15 protein-coding genes and 1 pseudogene are annotated in these 13,509 nt (G+C 48.4%); 13 read left to right on the plus strand and 3 right to left on the minus strand.

Annotated elements, in window-relative coordinates; genetic code table 11:
- Nucleotides 1-4 precede the first annotated feature (4 nt).
- Both ACR1R9_RS19750 and ACR1R9_RS19755 read right to left on the minus strand, forming a co-directional pair.
- Nucleotides 5-994 carry a polysaccharide biosynthesis protein gene (locus ACR1R9_RS19750; RefSeq protein ID WP_076291782.1) on the minus strand — a complete coding sequence of 330 codons (990 nt, stop codon included), beginning with the start codon at nucleotides 992-994 and terminating at the stop codon, nucleotides 5-7.
- A gap of 17 nt (nucleotides 995-1,011) precedes the next feature.
- Nucleotides 1,012-1,701, minus strand: a complete 690-nt coding sequence (locus ACR1R9_RS19755) for a glycosyltransferase (protein ID WP_310852291.1) — start codon at nucleotides 1,699-1,701, stop codon at nucleotides 1,012-1,014.
- A gap of 353 nt (nucleotides 1,702-2,054) precedes the next feature.
- On the opposite strand from ACR1R9_RS19755, the gene ACR1R9_RS19760 reads away from it, so the two are divergent.
- A complete protein-coding gene (locus ACR1R9_RS19760) occupies nucleotides 2,055-2,765 on the plus strand; it encodes a GT-D fold domain-containing glycosyltransferase (RefSeq protein ID WP_175383784.1) in 711 nt (236 codons plus the stop codon).
- A 109-nt stretch (nucleotides 2,766-2,874) separates the two neighbouring features.
- Here ACR1R9_RS19760 and ACR1R9_RS19765 read toward each other — a convergent pair whose 3' ends face one another.
- Nucleotides 2,875-3,291, minus strand: a complete 417-nt coding sequence (locus tag ACR1R9_RS19765) for a hypothetical protein (RefSeq protein ID WP_076291779.1) — start codon at nucleotides 3,289-3,291, stop codon at nucleotides 2,875-2,877.
- 189 nt (nucleotides 3,292-3,480) lie between these two features.
- On the opposite strand from ACR1R9_RS19765, the gene ACR1R9_RS19770 reads away from it, so the two are divergent.
- From ACR1R9_RS19770 to ACR1R9_RS19825, 12 genes and pseudogenes are all read left to right on the plus strand, one after another.
- Nucleotides 3,481-4,614, plus strand: a complete 1,134-nt coding sequence (locus ACR1R9_RS19770) for an RluA family pseudouridine synthase (RefSeq protein ID WP_433922913.1) — start codon at nucleotides 3,481-3,483, stop codon at nucleotides 4,612-4,614.
- A 111-nt stretch (nucleotides 4,615-4,725) separates the two neighbouring features.
- The gene (locus ACR1R9_RS19775) at nucleotides 4,726-5,307 is read left to right on the plus strand and encodes a DUF1273 domain-containing protein (RefSeq protein WP_179087229.1); all 582 of its coding nucleotides are present in this window, start codon (nucleotides 4,726-4,728) and stop codon (nucleotides 5,305-5,307) included.
- A gap of 121 nt (nucleotides 5,308-5,428) precedes the next feature.
- Nucleotides 5,429-6,247: an adenosylmethionine decarboxylase gene (speD, locus tag ACR1R9_RS19780; protein ID WP_433922912.1), complete on the plus strand. Its 819-nt coding sequence runs from the start codon at nucleotides 5,429-5,431 to the stop codon at nucleotides 6,245-6,247.
- Nucleotides 6,248-6,382: 135 nt separating this feature from the next.
- On the plus strand, nucleotides 6,383-6,835 hold the full coding sequence (gene flgB / locus ACR1R9_RS19785; RefSeq protein WP_433922911.1) for a flagellar basal body rod protein FlgB: 453 nt from the start codon (nucleotides 6,383-6,385) through the stop codon (nucleotides 6,833-6,835).
- A gap of 230 nt (nucleotides 6,836-7,065) precedes the next feature.
- A pseudogene (locus tag ACR1R9_RS19790) lies at nucleotides 7,066-7,557 on the plus strand (GNAT family N-acetyltransferase); the annotation flags it as partial.
- 201 nt (nucleotides 7,558-7,758) lie between these two features.
- Entirely contained in the window at nucleotides 7,759-8,166 is a 408-nt protein-coding gene (locus ACR1R9_RS19795) for an NUDIX domain-containing protein (RefSeq protein WP_433923682.1), read from the plus strand.
- 232 nt (nucleotides 8,167-8,398) lie between these two features.
- Nucleotides 8,399-8,914, plus strand: a complete 516-nt coding sequence (locus ACR1R9_RS19800; protein WP_433922910.1) for an RNA polymerase sigma factor — start codon at nucleotides 8,399-8,401, stop codon at nucleotides 8,912-8,914.
- Nucleotides 8,911-10,242 carry a DUF4179 domain-containing protein gene (locus tag ACR1R9_RS19805; protein ID WP_433922909.1) on the plus strand — a complete coding sequence of 444 codons (1,332 nt, stop codon included), beginning with the start codon at nucleotides 8,911-8,913 and terminating at the stop codon, nucleotides 10,240-10,242. The genes ACR1R9_RS19800 and ACR1R9_RS19805 overlap by 4 nt, the downstream gene beginning before the upstream one ends.
- A 113-nt stretch (nucleotides 10,243-10,355) precedes the next feature.
- Nucleotides 10,356-11,399 carry a S66 family peptidase gene (locus ACR1R9_RS19810; RefSeq protein WP_433922908.1) on the plus strand — a complete coding sequence of 348 codons (1,044 nt, stop codon included), beginning with the start codon at nucleotides 10,356-10,358 and terminating at the stop codon, nucleotides 11,397-11,399.
- Between the two features lie 64 nt (nucleotides 11,400-11,463).
- Nucleotides 11,464-11,769 carry a hypothetical protein gene (locus ACR1R9_RS19815; RefSeq protein ID WP_076291774.1) on the plus strand — a complete coding sequence of 102 codons (306 nt, stop codon included), beginning with the start codon at nucleotides 11,464-11,466 and terminating at the stop codon, nucleotides 11,767-11,769.
- A gap of 365 nt (nucleotides 11,770-12,134) precedes the next feature.
- A complete protein-coding gene (locus ACR1R9_RS19820; protein ID WP_433923681.1) occupies nucleotides 12,135-12,830 on the plus strand; it encodes a threonine/serine exporter family protein in 696 nt (231 codons plus the stop codon).
- Between the two features lie 19 nt (nucleotides 12,831-12,849).
- Nucleotides 12,850-13,299 (plus strand): threonine/serine exporter family protein, encoded by a 450-nt coding sequence (locus tag ACR1R9_RS19825; RefSeq protein ID WP_063564353.1) that lies wholly within the window; start codon nucleotides 12,850-12,852, stop codon nucleotides 13,297-13,299.
- Nucleotides 13,300-13,509: the final 210 nt, after the last annotated feature.

Genomic DNA, 13,509 nt, shown 5'->3' on the forward strand with positions numbered 1-13,509 from the left:
TCTATTAATGAATAAAGCCGCCTGCACGTAAAAACTGGGCAATAGCGGAACGGTTCATCATTGCGCTGTCTGAACGATACTCGGAAAACGTCACGCGAGGCAGCCCACTATACGGATCTGTCAGGCGCTTGTCCGGTTCCTGTGGCAAAATCACATAATATTGTTCGTCAACCTTGTAGGTACGTGGTGCCTCGAATGGAGAAATGAGTACTTCATGTAATTTTTCGCCCGGTCGAATCCCGGTTACCTTATAGTCGTGAGCCGGACGACCTGCCTGCTCCAGCATGACCGAAGCCAGATCCGTCATTTTGCAGGCCTTCATTTTCATCACAAAAGTCTCGCCGCCCACCGCTGCCTCAGCCGCCTTCAGCAACAAATGAATGGCCTCCGTCCGCGTCAGGAAAAAGCGGGTCATGCCTTTGTCCGTAATGGTCAGGCTCTTGCCTTCATCAATCTGTCGACGGAACAATGGAACGACACTTCCGCTGGTTCCGAGCACATTGCCCCCGCGAATACATACAAAACGGGTGGACTCGCTCAGCCCATTAGCACGAATCATCATCTTTTCCCCCAAAGCCTTGGTCATGCCGTAAACGTTAATCGGATCTACCGCCTTGTCAGTGGAGACGTCAATGACTTTGGCAACCTGCATGCGAATCGCAGCGCGAATAATGTTCTGCGTGCCGATGACGTTGGTCTTGAACGCTTCATCCGGCTGATCCTCGCATACCGGAACATGCTTCAGTGCAGCCAGATGGAAGAGTACATCCACCCCGCGACAGGCTTCCTCCACTGCCCGATAGTCGCGAATATCTCCGATGACAAAACGCAAACGTGCATCATGACCGAAATCTCGCTGCATCGTTATCTGGGCGTACTCATTACGCGAGAGAATCCGAATCTCGGCTGGATTCTGTTCCAGCAGTACCTCGGTCAGCTTCTGCCCCCAGGAGCCCGTGCCTCCGGTGATCAAAATTGTTTGTCCTTTAATCATGTTGAATCCCTCCTTGTTCAAATCATGAATTCGCGTAATACTGCAGCCATCTCTTCCCGGCTCAATCGGTCTTTCGGTGGTACTTTTTTAATGGATGTATTGTTGGAATGCACTATATTTACATAATTGCGCGGAGCCAGCAGTTCATGCGGCAGCTCAATGACATTGCCATGTGTTCCCCGGCCAGGCAGCTTCACACGGTATCCCGCAGCGTACTCAGCCGTTTTATACAGGTAAACATAGAACTGCGGGGAACGGTGAAATGCTGGAGCCATCTCATGATTCACGCTGTCCCACAAGTATCCATTCTGGTTGATGAGTGCTATCGTTCCGGGCTGCGGCTGCACGTCATAGAGCTGCTGAACAAAGGTCCTGTGATATAGATCATCCGAGTCCAGACGCGCCATATAGATCTCCTCCGCCCCTTCTGCAAAAGCCAAGATGGCCCGCACACTTTCTATGGTTGTTCCAAACCGGATATTGGAAGGCAGCGGCTCCTGTTCAGCTAAAATGTCTTGCATCAATTCCCCTGATTCCTTGGAAAGCTTCACCACCGTCAGAAAATCCTGATTGGTCTGCGCCTTAAGACAATGAAGAGTGAAAGTACGAAAAATGCTCATTCGTCGCTCCAGCCACTCTCTTGTCAAGCGCTGTGGGTCCATTCCGTAATTGTTGAAGTTAATCTCAATAACCACTTTTCTGGACATGCCCTTCCTCCTCATCTTTTGTTGAACTTCTTTCAATTCAGTCAGACTATTTTCATAGTTTTTACAGCCCTTCCCACGCAAAAAATGCCTCCGTCAGCCCGAAACTGCTATACAGAAGCTCTCTCCAATCCAGCCGACTCTATAACGTATGAAAAAATAATAGAACTGGTCCGGACACTTGCACGGGTTTTTGTATAAATCAGCTTTTACATAAGCCCATCAACACTTTCCGGTCCCGAAAGTAGATTGATATATAACCGAAGATGCGCCCTGCAGGTCGAACGCACAAAACGTTGCCGAAGCCGCAACATAGAATAGAGCAATTGAATTTTCAAAGGAGGCCTTATACCACAATGAGTCCAATCTATCTTGAAATGGATGGTGTGTTGGATCAACTCGAAGCCGCCGTGAGGGATAAGCGTCCCTTCTCTCTGGTCCGTGTGGGCGATGGAGAAAATATCGTCATGTCTCAGGAAACGGTCTGGAGTACGGAACAGGTTTTGCAGGAGCGATGGGCCATCAAGGCTAATCTGGGGCAAAAGGGACTGCGTCTACCCAATCTGCAGCTTCGGGACGAGGTTGCCGCTTCCTTGCAAAGGGCAGATATCGTAGGTATTCTTCCTCACGGGGACAGTACCATCAAAGCGCCGGAGCATCTCAAAAGACAGCTGACCGATACGGTGTTCGCACATTTCGGCATCGCTCCGGCACTAACTTGCCATGCCTGTGTCAATCGGGAACTCGCGCAGGTGCCCCGCTTCTGGAATATGCTTGCCGGCAAGCGGGTGCTGCTCGTTACCCGCGAGATTGAGCAGCTGCGAGCCATGCTCGTTCAGGAGCCCTACCATCTGGATATCACAGCTGCGCTGCCGTTCGACAGCTGGGATCAGATGCAGGAAACGCTGCAATGGATTCAAACGAATCAGGATACCTTCGATGTAGCTCTTTTCTCCTGTGGCGTGAACGCGGTTGTTCTTGCGGAACGAACAGCGGCACTTGCAGGCAAAGTCGCCATCGACTTCGGCAAAGCCAACAACATTATTTTGAAAGGCCGCGCCAACTAGTCTGTAAAAGTAGATACTACAACAAAAATCCCGGACTCCTTGGAGCCGGGATTTTGTTCTACTAATCATCAGATGCTTACGTAAACACTCTTCCTGCTGTACCTTTTGTTCATAGGAACCAATTGGTGGCTGCAATGCCATGGAACACCTCGGGGCCAGTCCGTACCGATGTGGACACGCCGGAAATAAACGAAGTATACACACTTTCCAGTGCAGGCGGTGCGGAAAGATCCTGTGCAGTGAATGAATGAAATTCAGCGCCACCGTTCTGACCTACCGTGCCTTCGGCGCGATAGATCACATAGAACGGATCGTAAACGCTGCCCCGTACAAGCTCAACAACAAACGTATCCCCCACTTCTCCGGTAACGCCAACCGTGCCATTCAAGGTGATAATGGGATTGGGGACACCAAGGGTCTGCAGACCAATGGAGCCAAACGCTTCTGGCGATGGGCCTAGAGACAAACCGGGCTGTCCTACGGTTCCCGAGTTCATCGAAGTTCTCATATCGAGAAACACACCCATGAGTAACACCTCCAATGCTATGGGATACGTTATTCTATGAATCTCGACTCTCTTTGGATTGGATGGGTAACAGATTGCCTCCACCTATTTTTATTTGCCCCCGGTTAATGGTATATTGGACTGCATAACGAAATGAACGGATCGTATGCACACAAGCGGTACAGGCTGTTCAGAAGGAGATTACTATTTATGAATAAACGTAAACGCCCAACAGGCAATACATCGGCCAAGGGGAAAACATCCGCAGGTTCGTCCACAGCACGGTCCGGTCGGTCCACTTTTACTTCTGCCAAATCGTCAGGACCATCCACATCACGCAATACAGGAGCGGCGAATAAGCCTGTAGCATCCAAATCCTCCGCGGCTCCCAAGAAAGCCGTAGCACCCAAACCCAAAGCAGCCAAACGTTCGGGCAATTCCTATTATCGCAAGCAAGAACCACCACGTCCGTACAAGGTTACCGAACCGGATGAGCTGCTCAACTTCTTGCTGAAACATTTGAAGTCCGGCCGGAACGCCGTCAAATCCATTTTGGGACGCGGACAAGTATCCGTTGATCAGAAAGTGGTGACCAAGTTTAATCTGGAGCTGACGCCAGGGCAGATTGTAACGATCAGCAAAGAAGGCGCTGTTGCCGCTCCTTCCCTGACGGGCATTAACATTTTGCATGAAGACAATGATATCATTGTCATTCGCAAGGAAGCTGGACTGTTATCCATTGCCGCTGACAAGAGTGATGATCTTACCGCTTATCGCCAGCTGACCGAGCATGTTCGCCGTACCGACGCCCTGAACCGGATATTTATTGTCCATCGTCTGGACCGCGACACTTCGGGTGTCATGATGTTCGCGAAGAGTGAAGAAGTGCAGCAGAAGCTGCAGGACAACTGGAAAGAAAATGTACAGGAACGTGTGTATGTTGCCCTTGTTGAAGGCGCCGTTGCAAAAGAAGAAGGCACTATTTCCTCTTGGCTGAAAGAAACCAAGACGCTCAAAATGTATTCCAGTTCTCGCCCGAATGATGGACAACATGCCATTACACACTACAAACGTCTACAATCGAACCGTGAATTCTCCCTGCTGGAGGTCCGTCTGGAAACGGGACGCAAAAATCAGATTCGTGTGCATATGGAAGATCTGGGCCATCCCATCGCAGGCGACAAAAAATATGGTGCTCATACCAAAACACTGGGTCGCCTCGGATTGCATGCACGGGTACTCTCGTTCATCCATCCAACGTCGGGTGAGCTGATGAGATTTGAGACGGATATTCCAAAACAGTTCCTCTATCCATTCCGTACGGATGCTCCATCAGCGAACTAACGGGATGATTCAAAGAACAGGCATCGCTGACTCAGTGACTTCAGCCGATACTGGACATGCCACGGTGCAGGAACTGGCCGATGGCCTGACCACGCCTGAAAGGAGGAACCGATGCTGAAAAACGTGTTAATTACCGGTTATCGTGCACATGAACTACAGATTTTTGGACAGAAGCATGAGGGAATTCCTTTCATCAAAAAGGCGATCTCCTCCCGTCTTACACCTCTGGTCGAAGACGGGCTGGAGTGGGTGCTGACACCAGGCCAATACGGTGTAGACCTGTGGGCCTGTGAAGTGGTGCTTGAGCTGAAGAAGACATTCCCGGATCTGAAGCTGTCGATCATTACCGCTTTTCAGAATCCCGAGGAACAATGGAAGGAAGACAAACAGGAGTATTATCGCTCCATTCTTCAAGGTGTGGACTATTATGGTGCGATTAGTCGTCAGCCGTATATCGGCCCTTGGCAGTTTACTGCGCGAGACGACTTACTGCTGCGCAAAAGCGACGGTCTTCTGCTCGTGTATGATGAAGATGCCGGGGATGGCAGTCCCCGTTTTATAAAGGAAAAAGCGGTCAAAAAACAGCAGAATGAAGATTATACGATCATCAGCATTACCTCGGAGGATATTCAATCGGTCGCCGAAGATGAACGGATGAACGATGTCGGGGATTACGAAGATCCTTCATTCTGATCTGTGCACGACTGGAGTAGCAAAGAATGAAGTACATATGTTTTTTTTGGCGGCAGGTTGGGTATAAGTAGTAGTAAAACTGCGATTACCATGTCGTATGGGACAAAGGGGAACTGCAACCATGACATTAACGCCAGAGCAGCGCATTCAACTGCATGGATTCAACAACCTGACCAAGTCGCTGAGTTTCAATATGTACGATATCTGTTATACGAAAACCAAAGATGAACGCGAAGCTTACATTGAATATATTGATGAACAATATAATGCGGCCCGGCTGAGCAAAATCCTGAATAACGTGTCTGACATTATCGGTGCCCATGTGCTGAATGTCGCCCAACAGGACTATGTTCCCCAGGGTGCAAGTGTGACGATGCTTGTGTCGGAAGGCCCCATTGTGGAGATCCCCGAAGAATCCTTCGATGAATCTCCAGGCCCCCTACCCGATAATGTTGTCATGCAGCTCGACAAAAGCCATATTACCGTTCATACGTATCCCGAATTCCACCCGAGCGAAGGCATCAGTACGTTCCGGGCAGATATTGACGTCTCCACCTGTGGTGAAATCTCACCACTAAAGGCACTGAACTATCTAATCCACTCGTTCGATACGGATATCATGACGATGGACTACCGGGTACGTGGTTTTACACGGGATACGAGTGGACGCAAGCTGTTCATTGATCATGAGATCGGTTCAATCCAGAATTACATTCCGGATGAGATCAAGGGCAGCTTCGACATGATTGACGTGAACGTCTATCAGGAGAACATTTTTCACACCAAGTGTAAATTGAAAGAATTCGATCTCGATAATTATCTGTTTGGTTATACCAAAGATAAACTGAGCAAGGCCGAGCAACAGGAAATTACGGAGTGGTTGAAGTTGGAGATGGATGAGATTTATTATGGCAAAAACATCAATCGTCCTTCTTCATAGCTGATTCGTGAGGACTGATTCATACGGACTGGGACAAGGATAAGATGTCATGAAGCAGGATTTCGTAATGGAAACCTCCGGCATGCGCTTGTCCTTTTCTTTTGCCTAACTTGACAGGCAGCAGCTCATTTTTTTATGATGAAAGCAATTGCATTTCCATTGAAGGAGACTGAGCCGTTGATTGAAACGAACACTTCCAGACGCAATGAATCTCTGTTACAAGCGCTGAACGCGCAGCACAAGGTTACCACTGAAAATATTGCCAATGCAGACACACCCAATTACAAAAAGAAATCGGTGGAGTTTGAGGAAGAGCTCAGACGTATCATTGAGAATGGCAAAACAGATCAGCTCGATATGAAGCGGACTCATGAAAAACACTTTCCGGTCAGTAACCCCAATGACTCCATCGTAAACTACCGGATTGTCGACAACAACGAAACCTCCATGAATAATAACAACAATAACGTTGATATTGACAAGGAAATGGCGAATCTTTCGGAGAATCAGCTTATGTATAACTACATGGTTGATCGGGTCAGCGGGCACTACAAGAAAATGAAAAACCTGTTGCAGGATATGAAATAATGAATGGTTGAGCAGCCCTTTGGCTGCTTTTTGTTTTGTCTATATTCGGAAATATCCAGAGGATCTATGTTGAATTATATTGATCTATATTAACCGCAATTAGCGTCGCTTTTCTTTTCCCAAATCAGGAGGATATGCTCCCCTGCTTGTGCCCTTTTTCGGTATCCTCTCTGTTTCGTAGTATAATGATATAAAATGTATGATTTCATATCCAATAAAAGAGGTGCAACATGGCTCCACGTCATTTAAATGCTTTTCAAGGCTCCAAAGTCCGGCTAGCCGCTCCTTGCCCAGAAGACTGCATGCGGCTCTCCCGCTTTACTGACAGTTATGATTACTTGCGTAATCTGGATACCGATATTGCTGTTCCGCTAACGCCGGATGAGACGGGGTCATCCGCAGTTCGCAGAGACAACGGCTTTGAATTTGCACTGCGTACTCTCGAGGACAATCGGTTCATCGGATTCACGGCCCTCTACCGAATTGAGTGGAATAACCGCTCTGCACGCCTGGCCATTGGTATTGGTGATGACAAAGATAGGGGCAAAGGATACGGCAGTGATGCTCTCGCCCTGATTATTCGTTATGGATTCCATGAATTGAATCTGAACCGGATTGCGCTGGAAGTAATTGAATACAATGAGGCTGCCCGACGCGCCTATCTGAAAGCAGGATTTCGTGAGGAAGGCCGCCAGCGTTCTGCCGTTCTACGGGATGGCACGCATTATGATCTGATCTCGATGAGCATTCTTGCAGAAGAATGGTCATCTCAGACCAAACTTCCGCTCGCGTTTCAGTCCACTCATGCCCAAGGAGCTAAACAGAACGAAGATCATTCAGACTCACGATCGGTCGCTGCCGAAGGATCTGCGTTGTCCTTACTTAACGCCAAAGGTACAGAGAACTCTCCTGTCCAACCTCGGATTGGTGTCGGAGCGGTCATCCTCAACGAACGTAATGAAGTCCTTTTGGTTTGGCGAAATCGTCAGCCTGAACAGTACACCTGGAGTATCCCTGGGGGCAAAGTGGACCCATACGAATCCATTGAAATGACCGTCATTCGGGAGATCAAGGAAGAAGTAGATCTGGATATTGTCATCGACAAGCTGCTCTGCACGGCAGAGACGATCCGACCTGAACAACAGGAACATTGGATTTCCGTCCTCTACTCAACTCGAGTTATCGGCGGTATTGCTCGTAACTGCGAAGAAGGCGGAGCGATTGGTGAGATTGGTTGGTTCCCGCTGGATGATCTGCCATCGCCGCTCGCTAGTTTCGCGGTGCCTGGTCTGGAAGCTGCGAAACAACTCCATCTTTATTCTGAAGATTGAAATCGGGAGAAACTAACCTCACTACGGTTAAACAAGTCATATGAAGATAACAGCCGCCGAACTCCTCTCTCTAACATAAGGGGGAGCTTGGCGGTTGTTTTCAGTTTCTGCGCAATTTTCTTTTTTTTGGTAGTCTTCGGTAAGTGTATACATAACTTTTTTCCAAAATCAAGAACCGTTTGGCCCTTTGCACGGTCTAATACGCAACAACATCCATGAAAGGAGGAGCCATGTGACCCCTGCTCAACTGACCATCGCAGCACAAAAAGGGGATGCCGAGGCTTTTGCAGCCTTAATGGAGATGCATCAGAGCCGACTGTACCGGATCGCCTATGCCTATCTGCACAACGAGGGCGATGCGCTGGAAGCGATACAGGAATCCACCTATAGAGCTTATCGAAAGCTCAAGAAATTAAAAGAACCCTCCTATTTCGCCACTTGGCTGATCCGCATTCTGCTGAACTACTGTGCGGACGAACGCAAACGCAAGAGCCGGTTCAGCCACGTTACTGAAATTCATGAACCCAGCAGCTGGGACCGGCCCGCAGACCCTGATCTGGCCACAGCCGTCTCTGCGCTGAATCGGGATTGCAAACAGATTATTATTCTAAGTTATTTCGAAGGTTTCTCCTTAACAGAAGTCGCTGATATTCTCGAAATCCCGGCCGGAACCGTAAAATCCCGACTGCACCGGGCACTCGGCCAACTTCGGAACCAGCTTGAAACGAAAGGAGATGTAACATTATGAGCGATGAAATGAAGTCATTTGAAACCCTTGAGCAGCGTCTGAATGATCGTAAAACAGAATACGACGCCATGTCTGTACCGGATGCAGCAGCATATCAGGCTGTACAGACCGGAATTCGTCAGGTTGCGCGTAAGCGCAAGTCCCGGCTGCGCTGGGTTATGAGCTCCATATCTGCAGCCGCAATCATCCTCGTGTTTACGGGATGTATCCGCGTCTCCCCCGCCTTTGCATCCTTTGTGGAGCAACTTCCAGGCATGGAGGGCATCGTCAGTATGATTCGCCAGGATAAGGGGTTAATGATGGCTATCGATCAGTCCCTCTTGCAGAAGGTTGGTGTGACCGATGAGCATGATGGTGCTTCCTTGACTGTGGACAGCATCATTACGGATGAGTCACGCATGGTTATTTTTTACACGATGAAAGGCATGAAAGATCCAGACAAGGGTATGTATGATATCGATTTGCTTGATAGAGATGGAAAAAAGCTGCCTGTTGCGTTTAGCTACTCCTCTCCTAAGCCGGCTCCAGAAAGTGGCATTTATGAGGATAAAATCGATGTCTCATTTATAGAATCTTTACCGCCACAAGAGCTGACCGTTGTATTTAAGGAACGAGATAAGGAAACGAATTACAAGTGGAAGGTCACTTTTCCAGTGGATCGTAGCTTAACGAAAGGCATGAAAAAAATCATTCCCGTAAACCAAACAATGACCGTGGACGGGCAGCGTATTCATGTAAAACAGGCCGTTCTGTATCCCACTCGCCTTGTACTTGATATCGAATATGATCGGAACAACACCAAAAAAATCTTCGGAATTCGTGATTTGCAGTTGGTAGATGAGCAAGGCCGAGCATGGCGAACGGATTCCTCCTCCATCGGAGGCTCTGGAAGTTCTGTCTTTTTCGAAAGCATGTACTTCTCCACTCCGAAAAAACTGACGCTGCAGGGGTCTGGCCTTTCAGCGGTGGATAAGGATGAATTGGTTATCAGTATCAATCCATCTTCAGGTGAAATACAAGGGGGCCCATCGAGTTTGAAATTCCTGCATAGCAAGGTAAAGGGTAAAGATCTGGTCATCGAGTTTTCTATTGCAGACGCTCAAGATTCCATTTCTGCTCTGTCATTTACCAATATCAAGGACAGTAAAGGAAAGCCATTCGAAATTAATGAGTTAGGCTGGAGTCCTTCAGGTGAAAATGGGATCTCCGAAGCAAGGATTTTCATTAAAAATGCAGCCGCAGCCGAAGGAAATCTGACAATGGAAATATTCTCTTACCCTGATCAAAGTCGTGCACCGTTCTCTATTGAAATCCCTGTGACTCCCTAAAGGAAATGTAACAGCCATAATCCGCAAGCCACATGAAGTAGTCATGCACTATAATGAAAATATCAACCATCTAGAATTAAATCGATATGTTCACAGGAAAGGGTGTTTTCACAATGAATAAGCGTTCAACCCGTTACCCGCAGCCACTCGCTCCGGGAAATACCATTGGCGTGGCTGCACCATCCAGCGGTGTAAGTGAATCCTTGCATCATTACCTTGAAGGGAGCAGGCACAACATGAAGCGCCTTGGTTTTGGTGTTCAGGAGAGCCCATTTCTACGGCATAACGCCAAATGTGTAAGTTCCTCCAAGGAAGATCGCGCTGCCGAGATCAATGCATTTTTCCGCGACCCTGAGATTCAGGCTATTATTCCTCCGTGGGGTGGAGAGTTCCTTATGGATATTCTACCCCTTCTCGATTGGGAAGCTTTGAAAACCTTGCCGCCCAAATGGGTTATGGGATATTCGGATATCAGCACCTTTTTATTCGCATACACCCTGATCACCGGAACGGCTTCGGCACATGGTACGAACTACGTAAATCTAAGATCCAATGAACTCGATCCGGTGACAGCCCGCTGGATTGATGTATTACAGACTAGCCAGGGAGGGCAGGTTACTCAATCTTCTTCCACTCACTATCAATCGGAATGGAAACCGGATTTGCCGACGTTCAATCTGGATACTCCTTCTCGCTGGAAACAGCTTGGGCAACCCGAAGGAGCAGACTCGCAGGTTACATTCTTAGGTCGGTTAATCGGCGGCTGTATGGATACAATCACCTGTTTGATTGGCACGCCTTACGCACCTGTTGAAGAGTATCTTGATCAGTATTGTGCAGAAGAAGGAACAATCTGGTATCTGGAAAGCTGTGAGATGAATGCGGGTGATATCTACCGTCATCTGTGGCAGATGAGACAGGCAGGCTGGTTTGCAGGCGTAAAAGGCTTCATGTTCGGCCGACCTGCTGGTTATTCCGATACAGGAGATTTCAACTTCATCGATGCCCTGTCTTCGGCTCTCGGAGATATGGATGTTCCCGTACTGTATGATGTGGATCTTGGCCACATCCCGCCACAGTTAACTTTTGTGAATGGCGCACTGGGCAATGTGGCTTATGAAAATGGGCATGGAAGACTTGAGACGGCATTTGTGTGATCACCTTTTGTAGGCAGATGCATACCTTGAAGTAAGAAATGATTTTGAGGAAGGGTTGTGCATCATGTCCGAATCCACATCCACACCATCCGCACGGGTCGTATACCAAGCCAATCAACCAATGCTCCAATCCGTGCAAAGTGTGCGGAATATGCTTCATCATACAGCCCGGCAGCATGTAGGCAAGAAGGTGCAAGTCCAGAATATCGATGGCCAAGTATGGGAAGGTGTCATTATCAGCGCAGATCGGGGAATATTGTATCTCCAGGTTACGCCGATGCATGGATATCCCGAGCCACGCGCCTTGTTTGGACCAACTATTTTGCCACTCGTGCTGTATGAGCTGTTGGTCATTACCCTGTTGATGTAGTTGTTTTTTGTTTCGATCGAGCCTAATCCAAGAAGCTTCTCTCCCTTTGACCATCCGGCCCTGGGAGCGAAGCCTTTTTTGGGTTTTTGGAGTGATCGGTTATCAATTTGGTGTGAATGCATGCATTAATCTCTGCAACCTGGATGACTTCCTGTAATTCGTGCGGTATGTTTCCTTGCTAACGTGTGAAATATGATACAATGGTGTCGGCACCAAGCCTTATCTCATATGAACGGAGCTTGATCCGGTTGGAATATATCCCTCATGATCCTCCACCCGTGCCTCAGTCTGAGACGGAGCTGGTTGGGACAAATCATACTGAACAATCCCGCGTGATTGCAATCTGTCTATTGGCAGGCAAGATCATGCTGCAAAGTGGCGGTGAGACCTATCGTGTGGAAGATACGATGAAACGCATGGCTGCCGCGCTGGGCCTTCCCCATTCGCACAGTTATGTTGTGCCCACAGGTATCTTCTTCTCGGTTGATGCAACCGAGCCTGCCAAGCTGATACGGATCTCTGAACGAACCACGGATTTACATAAGGTATCCGAAGTGAATGCCGTTTCCCGGCGTATTGGACAAGGTGAATTGTCCGTTGAAGATGCCTACGAATTGTTACAACAAATTGAGGGACAGCCCTCCTCCTATTCTGCGGTTGTGCGGCTTACGGCGGCGGCGTTATCCAGTGGGTGCTTTACCATTATGTTTGGTGGAGGCTGGGTCGACTTTCTCCCTGCCATTCTCTGCGGTGGTATTGGCTATGCAGCAGTCATTGCCTTCCATCGATTAGTACTGGTGAAGTTTTTTGCTGAACTGACCGCTTCATTTGTCATCGGTCTGCTCGCCTTTTTGCTTGTCTATATGGGCGCGGGTCATGAACGGGACAAAATTATTATTGGCTCAGTCATGCCCTTGGTACCGGGACTGCTGATTACCAATGCGGTGCGTGACCTGATGGCCGGGCATCTCGTGTCCGGGTTATCCAAGGGAGCCGAGGCGTTTCTGACGGCTTTTGCGATTGGTACCGGCATTGCTGTTGTTTTTTCACTTTTTACGTAAGATGGAGGAGTTGCAGGTTATGCTTCATTTTATTGAACAGGCCCTGACCAGCTTTGTCGCCTCGGCCGCATTCGGTATTATTTTCAACGCTCCTCGGCGCATGCTGCTTCACGGTGGATTTGTCGGCATGATCGGCTGGATCATCTATATTGTGCTCGAATATGCTGCGGATGCTGTTCCTGCTACTCTTGCAGCGACCATCGCGGTAGGTGTCATCAGCCAGCTGTTCTCCCGCATGTTTCGCGCACCCGTCATTATCTTCAGCGTAGCAGGTATCATTCCGCTCGTTCCCGGTGGACTGGCGTATAATGCGATGCGTAATTTTGTGCAAAATGACTACGGCGCTGCCATGGAGATGGCTGCCAAAGCTCTTATGTTATCAGGTGCCATCGCGATCGGACTTGTATTGTCCGAGGTGTTGAACCAGATGATTCGTCGTATACCTGAATCATTGCGAGCAAAATCCTAACACAGTAGATGAATATATTATCACTAAACTAAACGATAAAGACCCGTTAGAGACAGGGTAAACGCTGTCCTTCACGGGTCTTCTAAAATTCCAGCCAATGTTGATCCGTTATCATCTAATATGCAGCGTTTTGTTTTCATCATTGTACCCATTTGTTCGATAACTGTACGATCCAGAAAAAGAACTCCCCATGTCTGTTGGACACTCCTT

Origin of the sequence: Paenibacillus taichungensis (assembly GCF_050994985.1) — a bacterium.
Taxonomy (GTDB): Bacteria; Bacillota; Bacilli; order Paenibacillales; family Paenibacillaceae; genus Paenibacillus; species Paenibacillus taichungensis.